This window comes from Sodalis sp. RH20 (assembly GCF_047324205.1).
Classification (GTDB): Bacteria; Pseudomonadota; Gammaproteobacteria; order Enterobacterales; family Enterobacteriaceae; genus Acerihabitans.
The window spans coordinates 4,440,930-4,455,555 of record NZ_CP178733.1 but is presented as its reverse complement, the minus strand read 5'-3'; the positions used below and the strand labels follow the sequence as shown (position 1 = coordinate 4,455,555).

Annotated in this window: 12 protein-coding genes; 7 read left to right on the top strand and 5 right to left on the bottom strand. The window is 52.6% G+C overall.

What is annotated here, in order from left to right; all coding sequences use genetic code 11:
- Window positions 1-23: 23 nt before the first annotated feature.
- Window positions 24-887, top strand: coding sequence for a 4-hydroxybenzoate octaprenyltransferase (gene ubiA / locus ACL2XM_RS20330; RefSeq protein WP_410016660.1), 864 nt, complete (start codon window positions 24-26; stop codon window positions 885-887).
- A gap of 47 nt (window positions 888-934) precedes the next feature.
- Here the strand turns inward: ubiA and plsB are convergent, their stop codons facing one another.
- Window positions 935-3,394, bottom strand: coding sequence for a glycerol-3-phosphate 1-O-acyltransferase PlsB (gene plsB / locus ACL2XM_RS20325; protein ID WP_413731513.1), 2,460 nt, complete (start codon window positions 3,392-3,394; stop codon window positions 935-937).
- A 125-nt stretch (window positions 3,395-3,519) separates the two neighbouring features.
- Between plsB and ACL2XM_RS20320 the strand changes: the two genes are divergently transcribed.
- The 3 genes from ACL2XM_RS20320 to ACL2XM_RS20310 all read left to right on the top strand — a co-directional run bounded on the left by ACL2XM_RS20320 (window position 3,520) and on the right by ACL2XM_RS20310 (window position 5,232).
- Window positions 3,520-3,888: a diacylglycerol kinase gene (locus ACL2XM_RS20320; RefSeq protein ID WP_413721839.1), complete on the top strand. Its 369-nt coding sequence runs from the start codon at window positions 3,520-3,522 to the stop codon at window positions 3,886-3,888.
- A gap of 120 nt (window positions 3,889-4,008) precedes the next feature.
- Window positions 4,009-4,617: a transcriptional repressor LexA gene (lexA, locus tag ACL2XM_RS20315; protein WP_410012624.1), complete on the top strand. Its 609-nt coding sequence runs from the start codon at window positions 4,009-4,011 to the stop codon at window positions 4,615-4,617.
- Window positions 4,618-5,022: 405 nt separating this feature from the next.
- A complete protein-coding gene (locus ACL2XM_RS20310; protein ID WP_413721840.1) occupies window positions 5,023-5,232 on the top strand; it encodes a CsbD family protein in 210 nt (69 codons plus the stop codon).
- Between the two features lie 231 nt (window positions 5,233-5,463).
- Here ACL2XM_RS20310 and zur read toward each other — a convergent pair whose 3' ends face one another.
- Window positions 5,464-5,973 carry a zinc uptake transcriptional repressor Zur gene (gene zur / locus ACL2XM_RS20305; RefSeq protein WP_410012622.1) on the bottom strand — a complete coding sequence of 170 codons (510 nt, stop codon included), beginning with the start codon at window positions 5,971-5,973 and terminating at the stop codon, window positions 5,464-5,466.
- Window positions 5,974-6,141: 168 nt separating this feature from the next.
- A complete protein-coding gene (gene rcsA, locus ACL2XM_RS20300) occupies window positions 6,142-6,768 on the bottom strand; it encodes a transcriptional regulator RcsA (protein ID WP_413731512.1) in 627 nt (208 codons plus the stop codon).
- 428 nt (window positions 6,769-7,196) lie between these two features.
- Between rcsA and dusA the strand changes: the two genes are divergently transcribed.
- The 3 genes from dusA to ACL2XM_RS20285 all read left to right on the top strand — a co-directional run bounded on the left by dusA (window position 7,197) and on the right by ACL2XM_RS20285 (window position 11,805).
- Window positions 7,197-8,234, top strand: coding sequence for a tRNA dihydrouridine(20/20a) synthase DusA (dusA, locus tag ACL2XM_RS20295; RefSeq protein ID WP_410012620.1), 1,038 nt, complete (start codon window positions 7,197-7,199; stop codon window positions 8,232-8,234).
- 292 nt (window positions 8,235-8,526) lie between these two features.
- Window positions 8,527-8,745, top strand: a complete 219-nt coding sequence (gene pspG, locus ACL2XM_RS20290; RefSeq protein ID WP_410012619.1) for an envelope stress response protein PspG — start codon at window positions 8,527-8,529, stop codon at window positions 8,743-8,745.
- Between the two features lie 297 nt (window positions 8,746-9,042).
- Window positions 9,043-11,805, top strand: coding sequence for an inverse autotransporter beta domain-containing protein (locus ACL2XM_RS20285; RefSeq protein WP_413731510.1), 2,763 nt, complete (start codon window positions 9,043-9,045; stop codon window positions 11,803-11,805).
- A gap of 47 nt (window positions 11,806-11,852) precedes the next feature.
- Here ACL2XM_RS20285 and ACL2XM_RS20280 read toward each other — a convergent pair whose 3' ends face one another.
- Together ACL2XM_RS20280 and ACL2XM_RS20275 are read right to left on the bottom strand one after the other, a co-directional pair.
- Window positions 11,853-13,538 (bottom strand): hypothetical protein, encoded by a 1,686-nt coding sequence (locus ACL2XM_RS20280; protein WP_413721843.1) that lies wholly within the window; start codon window positions 13,536-13,538, stop codon window positions 11,853-11,855.
- An 11-nt stretch (window positions 13,539-13,549) separates the two neighbouring features.
- The gene (locus tag ACL2XM_RS20275; RefSeq protein ID WP_413731509.1) at window positions 13,550-14,542 is read right to left on the bottom strand and encodes a hypothetical protein; all 993 of its coding nucleotides are present in this window, start codon (window positions 14,540-14,542) and stop codon (window positions 13,550-13,552) included.
- Window positions 14,543-14,626: the final 84 nt, after the last annotated feature.

The following is a 14,626-nucleotide window of genomic DNA, read 5'->3' as shown; positions in this document are numbered from 1 at the left end:
AATAAGTGGAACAAAGCGCCACGATGGGCAAATGGCAGGCCTGGTGCCGCCTGATGCGCATTGATAAACCCATTGGTTCTCTGTTATTGCTTTGGCCGACCCTGTGGGCTTTATGGCTGGCGGGAAGCGGCACGCCCGCTTTCGGCACGCTGGTGGTATTTGTCCTCGGGGTGTTTTTCATGCGCGCCGCGGGGTGTGTCGTCAATGATTATGCCGATCGCAAGATAGACGGCCACGTCAAGCGTACGGCATCCCGCCCTTTGCCCAGCGGTCTTATCAGCGAAAAAGAAGCCAAGATCATCTTTGTGGTCCTGGTGGGGGTGTCGTTTGGGCTGGTGCTGACGCTTAATACCATGACCATTGCGCTATCGGTGGCGGGACTGGCGCTGGCCTGGGCGTACCCCTTTATGAAGCGGGTAACCCATCTGCCGCAACTGGTGCTGGGCGCGGCGTTCGGCTGGTCGATACCGATGGGCTACGCGGCGGTCAGTGAGTCCTTACCTCTTTCCTGCTGGCTGCTGTTTGCCGCCAATATCCTCTGGACGGTGGCGTACGATACGCAGTACGCCATGGTGGATCGCGATGACGATATCCGTATCGGCGTCAAATCCACCGCCATCCTTTTTGGGCGCCATGACAAACTGATTATCGGCCTGCTGCAAGCGGCGACGCTGCTGTTGCTGGTCTGGCTGGGAATACGGTCTGCGCTGGGGGTGATGTTCTATACGTCCCTGGCGCTGGCGGGGGCGTTATTTGTCTATCAGCAAAAACTGATCGCGCGGCGGGAACGGGATGCCTGTTTTAAAGCTTTTTTAAACAATAACCTGGTGGGCATGCTGATTTTTATCGGTATTGCCCTGAGTTTTTTCGGCCAGGGCCGTTTATAGCAGCGCGGTAAAGACGGGCGATGCGTCGGCATACGCCCGTTGCTTTCTTACACCGTGGACGGGGAGGCGTCTTCCGGCGTTGCGGCCAGCAGGCTGGCGCTGTTAATGGTCAGCTGTACCTCCGGCGTCATCAGTTCGCTCAGGATTTCGCTCATCTCATTGACCTTCTCGCCGATGGCATCGCCGGTGTCGCTAATATAATGTTCATCCCGCAGCGTCGCCACCAGGGTGGAGAATACCGCTTTATCAAAAAACTCCGGCGCGTTGATGCCATGCAACACCGAAAGTCGCTGGGCCATAATCCGGCTTTCCTTCTCCAATGTGCCGCGATTGATCCGGGGATTAAAACGCAGCAATGAAAAGGTAATGGCATACCGTTGCAATGTCTCGCGCACGCCCGCCGCCAGCAGTTGCAAGGTAAATGATTGCGGAGGGTTCAAGAACAACCGCCCCTCGCGCTCGGCAATCAGCTCCTGGCGCGACAGTTCCCCGATGAGCGCGTCGATGACCGGGCCGAGCTGCGACGTCTCGTAGCGCATGAACAGCTCGGCTTTCATCAGTGGGTAAAGCAAATCGATACGGCGTGCCAGCTGCGCGCGATCGATGCCGGGATGGCCGATAATGATACTGGCGACCAACGCGGGCAGGATAAACAGATGCTGGATATTATTGCGGTAATAGGTCATCAGTACCGCCTGCTCGCGGGACAGGTAGATGATATCGCCAATGGTATCCTGCTCGACGCTGAATTTGTTCATCGCCAGGGCATGCTCCAATAGGTCCTGCGCCGTGGTGTCCGGCACCGTGACGTCATCGGCGTAGGGCACATTGCGCATCAGTTCCAGATAGCAGGCCAACTGCTGCAAAAGCTGCTCGCGGGTTAACGAACGCTGGCGGGAGGCCAGCAACACCGTGGAACACAGGTTGATGGCGTTTGCCGCCGCGGCGTTATTAATGCGCACCATGATTTTCGCGGCGATGTCATCCACCGCCGGCGCCAGCCAGCCGGGACGCTGGGCTTCGATGGGGTCGATGGAATCACGCCAGTGCGGTACCTGCTGGTTAAGATAGGCGCTTAACGACAGCGGCTCGCCAAAATTGACATAACCCTGTCCCAGGTTGCGTAACTTACGTAAACCGCGCACCATCTGCACAAAGCCTTCTTTTTCCTTGGTGGCGCCCCGTAATTCCTTGGCGTAGGTCGCCACTTCCATAACATGTTCATAGCCGACATAGATGGGCACCAGCGTAATAGGCCGGTTGCCGCCGCGCAGCATCGCCTGGATGGTCATGGTCAATGTGCCGGTCTTGGGATCGAGCAGGCGCCCGGTACGCGACCGCCCGCCTTCCATAAAATATTCCACCGAATAACCCCGGGTAAATAACTCACCCAGATATTCGCGGAATATGGTGGAGTAAAGTTTATTGCCCTTGAAGGTACGCCGGATAAAAAACGCGCCCAGCCGACGAAAAATCGGACCCGCCGGCCAGAAGTTCAGGTTAATGCCGGCGGCGATATGCGGCGGCACCAGCCCCTGATGATACAGGACATAGGACAGCAGCAGATAATCCATATGGCTGCGGTGACAGGGCACATAGACAATCTCATGGCCGTCCTCGGCCAGTTGCCGGACGCGTTCGGCATTGCGCACGTGCAGGCCCTGGTATAGCCGGTTCCAGGTCCAGCTTAATACCCGATCCGACAAGCGCACGGCTTCATAGGAAAAATCCGCCGCAATTTCTTCCATCAGCTCGATGGCGTTTTGCTGCGCTTTATCCGTCGAGATTTTTTTGGCGCGGGCTTCGTCCTCCACGGCTTTTTCAATCGCCTTGGACGCCAGCAGCTTATTAAATAAATCCTGACGGACAGGCAGTCGCGGCCCCACAGCCACCAGGCGTTGGCGGGCAAAATGAATCATGGCGACGCGTGCCAGCTTCTGCGCGATGGTTTTATCGGTGCCATGCTCGGTCGCCATATAGCGCATGGACAGCGGACGGGAAAAACGCACAAAGCTGTCGCGCCCCAACCACAAGACGGCGATAAACTTCTGGAAACCATTGAGGAGGCGCAACTGGGGCGCCGGCTGGTTCAGCTGCGCTTCACGGCCGGGCGATCGTCCGAACATAACGGATACCGGCACCATCTGGACATCAAGCTGCGGATTATTGCGATGTAAATCCAGATAATCGTGAAACAGCTTCACGGATTCCAGTTTTTCGGAAAAATAGCGAAAAATACGGGGGCCATCGTGGATAAAGACGTAGCGCGGCAAGACGACGCCATCGATCTCTATCGGTATCAGCGGATCGGACAACCCCAGTTGCAGACATTGCGCGCGCAGGGTGAGCAGGTCCGTCTTGGAGTTATAGGGCAAAACATACATCATTGGCCGCAGCGGGTCCAAGCCGGCTTCTTGCCGGGGATTGGCGGGAATGGCTTTACTCCGCACCAGTAGCCTGAGCGGTAAATTCAACAACGTATAATAAATAGTACGCCAGCCTGACATATCTTCGTGAAGCCTCTTGTTAGCATTGCGCCACAAGAATACCAGAAACCGCGCGACAGATCTGTGGTGATGCGAACGAGAAGAAACGGTAATATAGGCACAATTTTTCTTTAGCGCGCAAAATTATGGCAAACCAAACCAACGGACTTCGGCGCATCTTTAACGCCATGGGCTATTCCATAAAAGGATATCGCGCCGCCTGGCGGCATGAAGCCGCTTTTCGCCAGGAAGTGGTGGTTGCCGTGGTGGCGGTTGCCCTTGCCTGTTACCTGGAGCCAGAACCCGTGGCGCGGATTTTATTGATCGGTTCGGTATGGCTGGTGCTGATCGTTGAGATCGTGAATAGTGCTATTGAAGCGGTGGTGGATCGCATCGGGCCGGAGCTGCATCCACTTTCTGGCCGGGCGAAGGACCTGGGCTCGGCGGCGGTGACCCTGGCCATTGTTTTGGCGCTGTTCGTGTGGATAACGCTGTTATGGCGGTATATTCCTTAAAATGGCCGGCGCGGCCGGTCGTCGGCAGGGTTTTATCACATTTTGCAACGCTTGTGGTTTTCAATTGCTGCGGACCTGTATATACTCACAGAAAGACTGTATAAACAAACAGGGGACGGAATGAAAGCATTAACCGCCAGACAACAAGAGGTATTTGACCTCATCCGCGATCATCTTGCGCAAACCGGCATGCCGCCGACCCGGGCGGAGATCGCGCATCGTCTGGGATTTAAATCCCCTAACGCCGCCGAAGAGCACCTTAAGGCGCTGGCGCGCAAGGGCGCCATTGAAATCGTTTCCGGCGCCTCGCGCGGCATCCGGTTATTGATAGAAGAAGAAACCGGCCTGCCGCTGATCGGCCGCGTGGCCGCCGGAGAACCCCTGCTGGCCGAACAGCATATCGAAAGCCATTACCAGATCGATCCCGATCTGTTTAAGCCCCACGCGGATTTCCTGCTGCGTGTCAGCGGCATGTCCATGAAGGATATCGGCATCATGGACGGCGATCTGCTGGCGGTGCATAAAACCCAGGATGCCCATAACGGTCAGGTCGTGGTGGCGCGAATCAATGACGAGGTCACGGTAAAACGCCTGAAAAGACACGGTAACATCGTTGAGTTGCTACCGGAAAACAGCGAGTTTTCGCCCATTATTGTCGATTTGCGCGAGCAGGAAATGTCCATCGAAGGTTTAGCGGTCGGCGTTATCCGCAACGGCAACTGGATTTAACTCACGGTGCTCCATGGCATCCTGAATATCCCTTATCCCGCGTCAGCGAGGATTTTATGGCGGATAACCGGCGACGCGGAATGCGGGTTCGCCGCCATAAAAGTGCTGCGGCGCGGCCGCTGCCGCTAGCGGTATTTATATTTAGTTACAATTAGCGGTGTACGGGCTGATACCTTCTACCTACTGTTTTATTTCACCTTATAGCCCATACGGCGTTTATAACCCTGCCAATATGGTCTAATCATCTGCTGAATAAACCTTATGCCAAATCCCCTGCTATACTTTAGACATAGGGTTAACTTATGACATGCAGGTTTTGGGACGCAATACGTGTCCTCGCTATGCGCTAACAAAACCTGGAGTGGCAGATGTTGACTGAGAAACCGATAACCAAGGAGAACTCCGATGAACAAAGATCAAGCCAGCGGTAATTGGAAACAGTTCAAAGGTAAAATGAAAGAACAATGGGGTAAGCTTACTGACGATGATCTGACGGTAGTTGAAGGTAAACGCGATCAGTTAATCGGTAAGATCCAGGAACGTTACGGTTACGGTAAAGAAGCCGCGGAAACGGAAGTAAAGGACTGGGAAACACGTAACAAATATCGTTGGTAATGATTTTTGGAAATCATGACTAATGATGACTAATGCATATTCACTGTGCGGTTATGGCTTCCTTAAGTGTTCCTACCCAAAGGTACAAGGACGTACCACCTATTTAATATGATCCTATCAGCATTCCTCTGTTTTGCGGCCTCTCCAATGTATTAACCAAACGCGTTATCTCACTTCAGCCATAATAAACGTCATTTGCTCCCGGGTTCTTGTAAAAGCCAAAATGGGACGCTAGCGTTTCTTTATCGCTACGCTATGATCGTGTCCGCAGTCCTGGGGATTGTCACAAGCTTGCACTTCGGCGCATAAGGTACAAAACCCGTGTGCCTCGACGACATTATGGCGCATGGCGAAACCCGTGGCTTGCGCCATTTTTTGCAAAATATCTTCAATGCCTTCGGTTGATTGTTCAGTCACCTGGCCGCAGCGATCGCAGATAAAGAAGGCGGAGGTGTGACTGGGCTGCTCAAAATGGTGGCAAAGAACAAAGCTGTTAGTGGATTCCACTCTATGGATAAAACCTTGTTCCAGAAGGAAATCCAGCGCGCGGTAAATTGTCGGCGGCTTTGCCTGCGGTTCCGTCGCCCGCAGCAGATCAAGCAGGTCGTAAGCACTGATCGCGCCATCCTGCTGTGTCATCAGGCGCAACACTTCCAGTCGCTGTGGCGTCAGGCGCACGTTGCGTTGCTCACATAATTGTTCAGCCTGGCTGAGCAATTGAGACTGATCGGTGGTATTCATAGCGTTTCCCCCACTGCTGATTTCCGCCCTCTATCTTATCATGAAGGCGGAAAAACGCCGAATATTGGCGTGTTTTAACCCATATTGTCACCGGCAAAAGGGTGAGGGGACGGGGATCGGGGGCAGGTTTCTTTAGCTGTGGCGTTCGAACGGAGCCGCTGGTTTTCATCAAACGGGATAACGGATATTGATACTATCTGTGACGCTGTTGGCAATAGCAATTAAATGGTATATCACCTGTTTATTACTGGCCTTGGTTTTCCGCTTAATATTTATTTTGTGAGAAGAAAGCGTTTTTTCTTTAATGTGCAATTGGGTACAGATATACATGGTGTCATAACCTGACATCCACATGGTTAAAATTTCTACTTCGGTCTTGCTAAAACGCAGCGGAGAGAACCCGATGGCGGAATCGTCATTGCGCCAGGCTTTGGTGTCCATAAAGTAACGGATTATCATTAACAATGTGCTGATCTTTATAAATTTTGATAAAATAATCACATTGTCCCTGATTGGCACGAAATCATGGAACTTAATATTCTCATTACCAATGAAAATAAAAAAAAGCGTCAAAGGCCGTTCGTCAATAATGGATTTTAATCCTTCTCCATCCCCTTGATACTGATAAGAGTTTTGATTAATAAAAACTATCGAAGGATTGGCGTTTTTGCATCTCATTCGCAACGTGCTGATATTGTCCACATCGCGAATGGCGCCTTTGATACCGCTTGCCGACAATGAGCTTTTAAGCGCGCATTTAGTATAAGTGCAAGGATCGAGTATAAATACTGTCATAATAATATCTGCAATTAGATTCATCCTGAAATAAAAAGGATTCGGATAAAAAATGACATAGGGGAATATTAAAATATAAAAATTACTGTCTATATCGATTTATCATTTTTCAACCTTTTATCAGCATGGCTGGATAAATTTGAATTAAGATCATGTGATAAATGATTATGATCGCTTTGTAAATCACTTGGGGAGGTATTGGGATGAAATGGTGCTTATTTGAGACGCCGTGGCCTTTTCGCGCATTCTGGAAGCATGATTATTTAACAATCTTTAAACATTTACCTATGTTTAGTAAGCATTAAACATTAACATGTTTGATGAATCGCCGCATTGGGTGTTCGCTACCTAATAGGGTTTCTGTGATACACTACACAGATAATCTCCCTGTATTCCTTAAACCCATTTTTATGCCTGCATATGACGTTATGACATTTTCAACCGAGGCTAACAGCCGGCTGGCCGTAGCGCCATTTTCCCCGCAGCGCTTTTCCGTCGCGCCGATGCTGGACTGGACCGATCGTCACTGCCGCTATTTTCTGCGCCAGCTGACCCGTCATGCATTGCTGTATACGGAGATGGTGACCACCGGCGCATTGCTATACGGCAAGGGCGACTACCTGGCCTATAACGAGGCCGAGCATCCGGTGGCGTTGCAATTGGGCGGCAGCGAGCCGGATGCATTGGCGCAATGCGCGCGCATGGGCGCGCTGCGCGGTTATGACGAAATTAATCTTAATGTCGGCTGCCCTTCCGACCGGGTACAAAACGGCCGCTTCGGCGCCTGCCTGATGGCTGAGCGCGAGCGGGTGGCCCATTGTATCGCCGCTATGCGCTCGGCGGTGTCGATTCCGGTGACAGTGAAAACCCGTATTGGTATAGACGAACAGGATAGTTATGAATTCTTGTGCGAGTTTATCCAGACTGTGGCTGAGCAGGGCGGCTGCGAGACCTTTATTATCCATGCGCGTAAGGCGTGGCTATCGGGGCTGAGCCCGAAGGAAAATCGCGAGATACCGCCGCTGGATTATGAACGCGTCTATCAGCTAAAACGCGATTTTCCTTCCTTGACGTTTGCCATTAATGGCGGCATCACGACGCTTGACGACGCCCAGCGGCATCTGAGCTGCCTGGATGGCGTGATGATAGGACGCGAGGCCTACCAGAATCCCGGTATGCTGTGCCAGGTGGACAGCCGGTTATTTGGTGTCGTTGATCCCCATGACACCATGACAGCGGTGGTGGAAGCCATGTTTCCTTATATGGAACGCGAGCTGGCGAACGGCACTTACCTCGGCCATATCACCCGCCATATGCTTGGGATATTCCAGGGCGTGCCGGGCGCGCGGCAATGGCGACGTCATCTGAGCGAAAACGCCCACAAGCCCGGCGCCGGTATTGAGGTGGTACGTCAGGCATTGGCCAAAGTGGCAAAAGCTGAACCGATGCGGTGCGTTGCCGAATAACTTTTGCCGGCTGCCCCCAGCCAATGGGTACCGCCATGCGCCGCCGGGGGCGAAAGCGCGTCATGAGGGCTATTGCGGCCATGGCGCGGGATTGAGGCTGCTGATAGCGGCGATAATAACTATTAATTAGTCAAAAATACCATTCCTGCTTTGAGCACAACACTATTTTTCATTATTTTTCAATGGCCTGGCGCGCTACTTTATTGGCACGATTTTTGTAATATGTTTATTATCATCGCAATAGGCGCAGAAGGTCCAGCCTGCTGTGTCACCCCGATTTCAGGAGCCTGTAATGGTGGAATTCGTCTTTGTCATCGCATTCTTTTTCATGCTGCTGTTGACCGGTATCTCATTCCTGGGCGTACTGGCGGCGCTGGCGGTGGGTTTCCTGGTCATGATGTTTGCCGGCGTGCTGGTCATGGCGTTGAAACTGCTCCCCTGGCTGTTACTCGCGCTGGTGGTGGCCTGGATCTGGCGTACGGTTAACCCGCCCCGTTTTCCCCGCTATTAAGCTACCCGCCCGGGATGGGCGGCATAGGTGTTATATCTAATCCGAAGTCTTCCAGCTGGCGCCTTACCTGACAAGGGCAAGGTGCCAAAACGTTATTTTTGATATAATAATATTAGTATCCCATAAGCTTTTCAAAAACCCAGCGAATATCTCGATATTGCTTATTTATAGATTGCTATAGTAGCTCTCGTTATTTAAAGCTATGCGTCCACTCACATCGCTATATAAATGAGAGCTGCATTTCATTGAAGCTGGTGTGCATTTTTAATATATATTATTTATAATGCGTGGTATATCATGCAGCTAACTAAAGTTAAAATACATAAATCGTTATTTTATCGATTAGCTTTTTTTAAGTGTTTTATTTGGCTTTTTGTTTTTATAATCCTGATGTTGCACTCTGTTATCATTGATGTGCATGCTGCTGAGACGCCAGGTGCCGCTGTATTTATGAGTCGGACTTATATTTTAGGGGAAGGGGAAACGGTTGATTCTGTAGCAAGGAAATATCATATTACAGCGGAAAATTTAAAAAATTTGAATAAATTCCGTACTTTTTCGAAACCTTTCGCTTCATTGACGGCAGGGGATGAAATTGACGTGCCGGCTGGCGACACCTTGAGTAAGCCTGGTTTGCCCATAGCCGTGGCGACCGACGATGATCAGCGGTTCATCAATAGGTTTACCACGCTTGGCACGATGATGTCCGCCGATCAATCCGATGGGGAGATGGGAGCAAGGGTTGGCTCGCTGGTGACCGGCGAGGCAGGCGCGGCCATGCAGAAATGGTTAAATCACTATGGTACCGCCAGGGTGAAGATCAATACCGATAATCGTTTCCGCTTCGTAAATAGCTCGCTGGATTTTTTATTACCTCTGTATGACGACGACTCTGCTATGTTATTTGTGCAATTGGGCGGGCGGAATAACGACGATAGGAACACCCTTAATATGGGATGGGGAATAAGAACCTATCATGATGCCTGGCTGTACGGGATGAATTTTTTCTACGATAACGACCTGACCGGCAACAATCGTCGGGCAGGCGTAGGCGCGGAGGCCTGGACCGATTACCTGAAATTATCCGCCAACAACTACTTTGCTTTGTCCGGCTGGCATCAGTCGCGGGATTATGCCGATTATAATGAACGGCCGGCGGACGGCTATGATGTGCGCGCACAAGCCTGGCTACCGGCCTGGCCGCAATTAGGCGGGAAACTCATCTATGAAAAATACCGCGGAGATGATGTGGCCTTGTTCGGCAGGGGAACCCGGGTGCAAAATCCTTATGCCGTGACGCTGGGGGTGAATTATACCCCTTTCCCGTTATTAACCCTGGGCGCAAATTACCGCATCGGAAAAGGTAATAATGAGGATACCTCTATCAACCTGCAGCTAAACTATCGCATCGGCGAGACGTGGCAAAAACAAATCGACCCCGCGGACGTTGCCGTTATGCGTACTCTGGCCGTAAGCCGTTATGATCTGGTCGAACGTAACAACGATATTGTTCTCGAATACCAGAAGCAAGAATTAATCCGCCTGATTTTACCAGAGCAGTTGACCGGAACCGCCGGTGAGACAATGCATATCAGCGCGCAGGTTATGGCAAAATATGGGCTGGCAAGGATTGATTGGGATGCCGCGGAGCTTGTGGGGGCGGGGGGCGCGGTAACCCTTCCTGCCACGGATGCCATCGACATCGTGCTGCCGCCGTTCCGGCAGGGAGGAGCTTCGGCCAACCGCTATCATCTGCGCGCGCGCGCCATCGACCAACAGGGCAATGGGTCAAACCAGGCACAGGTGGTCATCAACATCGTGGCCCCCGCCGAACAGCTAGTGATAAGTGGGCTTGCGGTGACGGTGGATAACGCCGAAGCGAACGGCGCCGCGGCTAATGAGGTTCAGGCCACCGTCACCCTGGCCGGGCGGGCGGTCGCCGGGCAGGCGGTCAACTTTAGCGCCACCAATGAGGCCACGGTGCCAAGTCCAGTGGTCACGGACCGCTTTGGTATCGCCACCGCCCGGATTACCTCGTTGAAAGGCGGTACCAGCCAGGTGAGGGCGACGGTCGCGGGCAGCAGCCGCGCGGTGGATGTGCATTTTGCTGCTGTCGCCGCGCCGGACGAAGCCAACACGACGCTTGAGATTTTAACCAGCGGCGATAAAGTGGCCGACAATATTGACGCCCACCAGATTAAACTTACGGTAAGGGATATAAACAATCAGCCCCTGGCCGATCTGCCGGTGACCTTCTCGGCGGATAATGACGCCAGGGTGAATCCTGCCAGCGGACGCACGCGTGATGACGGTACCTTGATGGCAAGCGTCACCACCGATCGGCCGGGGCCGGTCAAGGTGACGGCGGCGGTCGAAGGTATCAGCAAAACCTCCGGGGAAATGCATTTTATCGAGCAGGTGGTGATGCTGAGTATCGCCGTTACGGCAAATGATGGTTTAAGCAACGGCCTCCAGCAAAATGTCGCTGAAATTATTGCCAAAGATGTTAACGGCATTCCTTTGCCAAATGTCCAGCTTGCGTTAAGCGCCACCTATACCCTGCCTTCAAACCCGGGGACCTTAACCATTGATTCGTCAACCAACCCGGTGACAGATGGCAATGGCAGGGCGGAGGTGCGTTATACCAGTACCAGCAATGGCAGCGTGGTTCTCACCGCCGCATTGGGAAATGGGCAAAACTACTCCAGCACCGGCGGCCGTTTCGCGTCGCCTACCGCTACCTGGCGTGTTATCACCAATAATCAGCCCGCTGACGGCTTTTCACGTAATAGAATCGAAATAGACCTTCTTTCGCCGCGAGGCGAACCGGTGCCTAACGCAAGAATAGATATCACCTTTGTCCGGGTACAGTCTGGTGTCCAGCTGCCGTCAACTGCCGCGGCCGTCGTCAACCCTGTTTTTACCGGTGCTGACGGTATCGCCACCCTTGAAGCAACCAATGGCTCGGCGGAAGCAAATGTGGTGGTCCTGGGGGCATTAGCCGCTTATAACCTGGGCATGCAAATAAACAGTACAGGTAATTATATGAATTTTCTATAAAATAAACGGTGACTATAACCGCGGATAATTGACAAGCGGATCCGTCGTTACACCGGCAGGGTATAGGAAATATTGCCGGCCAGCACGGCGGGAACATTGGCTTGTTGCGCGGCTTCGCCGCCGCCCCATACGCTGACCCGTGAGTCATCCTGTAGCGCGGCGAAAGACCTTCTACCGCCATAGATAGCGCGTATATTACGTAAGTATGTGATATTTAATGGAGGGTTTCCCCCTGCGAATGACGAGCCCCATGCCGCCACGCTACCATCGGCGCGCAGGGCGGCAAAGGCTGTTTCCGTACTGCTCAGAGAGACAATATCCCTTAAACTGCCGATGACGCCCGGCAGGGGGCCGCCAAAGTATTCATGACCCCATGCTACGACACTGCCATTTTGGCGTAGAGCGGCAAACGCGCCTCCGTTGCCGCACAGGGCGATGATATCCCGTAACGTGGCGATTGCCATAGGCACAGACCCGCCATACTGCGCGGTACCCCATGCGACGACGCCTCCGCCTCTGCGTAAGGCCGCAAATGCATAGTTTGCCGACACTACGCTGATAATATCGGTTAGCGCGCCGATTTCCGGCGGGAGTTGCTGCCCCCCTCCCCAGGACAATACGCTGCCATTGCGCCTGAGTAGGGTGAAGGTAAGGTTTGATGCGCTTACGCTTATGATATCGCGTAATACTTCGGCTTCCGGTGGCACGATGCCACCGCCTGAAACTGTGCCCCAGGCCACCACGCTACCGTCCTGGCGCAACGCGCTAAAGGCATTAGCCGTTGCCCGCAGGCTGACGATATCGCGAAGTTGGCTGATGTTGTAGGGCACCGACCCGCCTTCGGACGGCGAACCCCAGGCCACCACCCCGCCGTTTTGCCGAATGGCGGCAAAAGCAAAATCACAGGCGCACAGGCTTATAATGTCACGTAAATTACCTATGTCGGCAGGTACCTCCCCGCCCCGGCCCGCGATCCCCCAGCCGATCACGCCGCCATTTTGCCTCAGGCCGGCAAAGGCGTTAAGCGTGGCGCAAAGCGTCACGATATCGCGCAGGCCGGCTATTGCCCCCGGCACCGTTGCTTCAGCATTCCCCCATGCTACAACGCTGCCATTATTAAGGCAGGCGGCCACCGCACCGAAATGATTGTCATTGATTATTACGTTCAACGGTCGTATCCGCGCCGTCGCACCGCCGGCCGTGACCCGCAAAATTTTTTCAGGCTTGGTATCAATAAAATACGCGCCGCTGACGCTAATCGATTCACCTTCATATTGCCAATGGGCGTTAAGTAATGTGCGATCCATACGGTTAAGCGCGGTTAACAGCGTGGGATTCCCCGTGTATCTCGCCGTTTGCTGGGATCGCCGCCCCATGACCCAGGGTATCATGCCCGGCGTCCCCGGCGGGTGGAATTGCGATGTAACGGTATCGATGGCGCCGGGTCGGTTAATGAGAATGGCCTGTACGATAACAGTTTCCGCACTTTGATTAGTGAAAAAAACCTGGGCCCTGCCCGTTACGCCGGTACGAAGTTGCTGTGTTGCTAAGCCATTGGTAAATCGCGCGTTGCCGGATAAGGTAAACAGGGTATCTTCATTTGCCAGCAAAATGTCGTTATCCCGTAAGGCTGTTGCCGTCGCGCTATTGGTATCCTGCCCGTCTGCGGTTGCGGATGAGGTGGCGGATAGCGATACTGAAAATTCCTGGCGCATGTTTGCAAGATAATACATAGGCGATTCTCCTATCTATCCCTGACATAACCGGGTGCCGCAATGCCGGGGACCGGTTGCGCGACGAAATCGGTATTCAGCGTGAATGCCCCACCGGCAACCTGCGGCAGCCGCAGGATCACCGTCACCCTCTCGACATAGGTATCAGTGATATTGATAGCGACCGAATTGTCGCTGTTCAACGCGATGGTGGCGGCTTGCGCGTTGTAGCCGGCAATAACGGCATGCCCGTTTACCCTAACGTCGATTTCGGTGATATATATGCCCCCGGCCTGGGGGCGGGTTTGCAGGTAAATAGAATTCTGCGTGCGGCCATTCGCCGGAGCATGAGTGGTAAAGTTTATGGCTTCGATATTTTCATTGCCAATTTTATAAGGACCAAAAATCATGGTGTCGTGCAATACGCGATCGGGCCTGTCGGTTTCATAGGCTGTTAAATATATCATTACTTGTCTTGGCGAATACACCTTAAAAAATCCAAGCCCATTTTGGTCTAAAAAAAAGCTATATTTCTGACTGTGCGACTCATAAATAAAAGCAGGTTCGCTAACAGTGACATTAACCTGGGCAGTTGGCCTCCCCACCAATGCCCCTTGATTAAAGGGTTCTACATTAATAGCGTCGTAATCAATACTGGCGGCATTGGTTGAAACCGCCATAGCCAACGGGGGTGAAGGCGCCTGGCTATTGCCGGTTATAAAGACCTCCGCCGCCGGCGATGTACTCGTTTGATTAAACGTATCTGTGACCGTATAGAATAGCGTGTTATTTCCGTTCGGAACATTATACGCCGGGATAATTGTAGAAAATGGCGGTTCATTGGCTAAATCCATAATAATGCGCTGGAGTACTGATGTTCCATTAAATACGAGATCAATATAATCGCCCAGCCCTGCGGTCACATAGCGGGGAACAATTACAATCAGTCCCCCCGCCACCGCCAAATCGTTTCCGGTAACGACACCCTCTTTTTTTTGAGGAACTGTAGGTTCAGGCAATGCCATAGCGTTTCCCCTTTTTGTCCATAATTCACTATTACGGACGATGAGAGCCAGGGTTATGTTCTGGCTCGGGATATTTTGGTAATA

What these genes read in the sequence shown, in the direction of transcription:
- ubiA (WP_410016660.1), top strand. Translation starts at nt 24, where the DNA reads ATGGGCAAATGGCAGGCCTGGTGCCGCCTGATGCGCATTGATAAACCC.
- plsB (WP_413731513.1), bottom strand. Translation starts at nt 3,394, where the DNA reads ATGTCAGGCTGGCGTACTATTTATTATACGTTGTTGAATTTACCGCTC.
- ACL2XM_RS20320 (WP_413721839.1), top strand. Translation starts at nt 3,520, where the DNA reads ATGGCAAACCAAACCAACGGACTTCGGCGCATCTTTAACGCCATGGGC.
- lexA (WP_410012624.1), top strand. Translation starts at nt 4,009, where the DNA reads ATGAAAGCATTAACCGCCAGACAACAAGAGGTATTTGACCTCATCCGC.
- ACL2XM_RS20310 (WP_413721840.1), top strand. Translation starts at nt 5,023, where the DNA reads ATGAACAAAGATCAAGCCAGCGGTAATTGGAAACAGTTCAAAGGTAAA.
- zur (WP_410012622.1), bottom strand. Translation starts at nt 5,973, where the DNA reads ATGAATACCACCGATCAGTCTCAATTGCTCAGCCAGGCTGAACAATTA.
- rcsA (WP_413731512.1), bottom strand. Translation starts at nt 6,768, where the DNA reads ATGACAGTATTTATACTCGATCCTTGCACTTATACTAAATGCGCGCTT.
- dusA (WP_410012620.1), top strand. Translation starts at nt 7,197, where the DNA reads ATGACATTTTCAACCGAGGCTAACAGCCGGCTGGCCGTAGCGCCATTT.
- pspG (WP_410012619.1), top strand. Translation starts at nt 8,527, where the DNA reads ATGGTGGAATTCGTCTTTGTCATCGCATTCTTTTTCATGCTGCTGTTG.
- ACL2XM_RS20285 (WP_413731510.1), top strand. Translation starts at nt 9,043, where the DNA reads ATGCAGCTAACTAAAGTTAAAATACATAAATCGTTATTTTATCGATTA.
- ACL2XM_RS20280 (WP_413721843.1), bottom strand. Translation starts at nt 13,538, where the DNA reads ATGTATTATCTTGCAAACATGCGCCAGGAATTTTCAGTATCGCTATCC.
- ACL2XM_RS20275 (WP_413731509.1), bottom strand. Translation starts at nt 14,542, where the DNA reads ATGGCATTGCCTGAACCTACAGTTCCTCAAAAAAAAGAGGGTGTCGTT.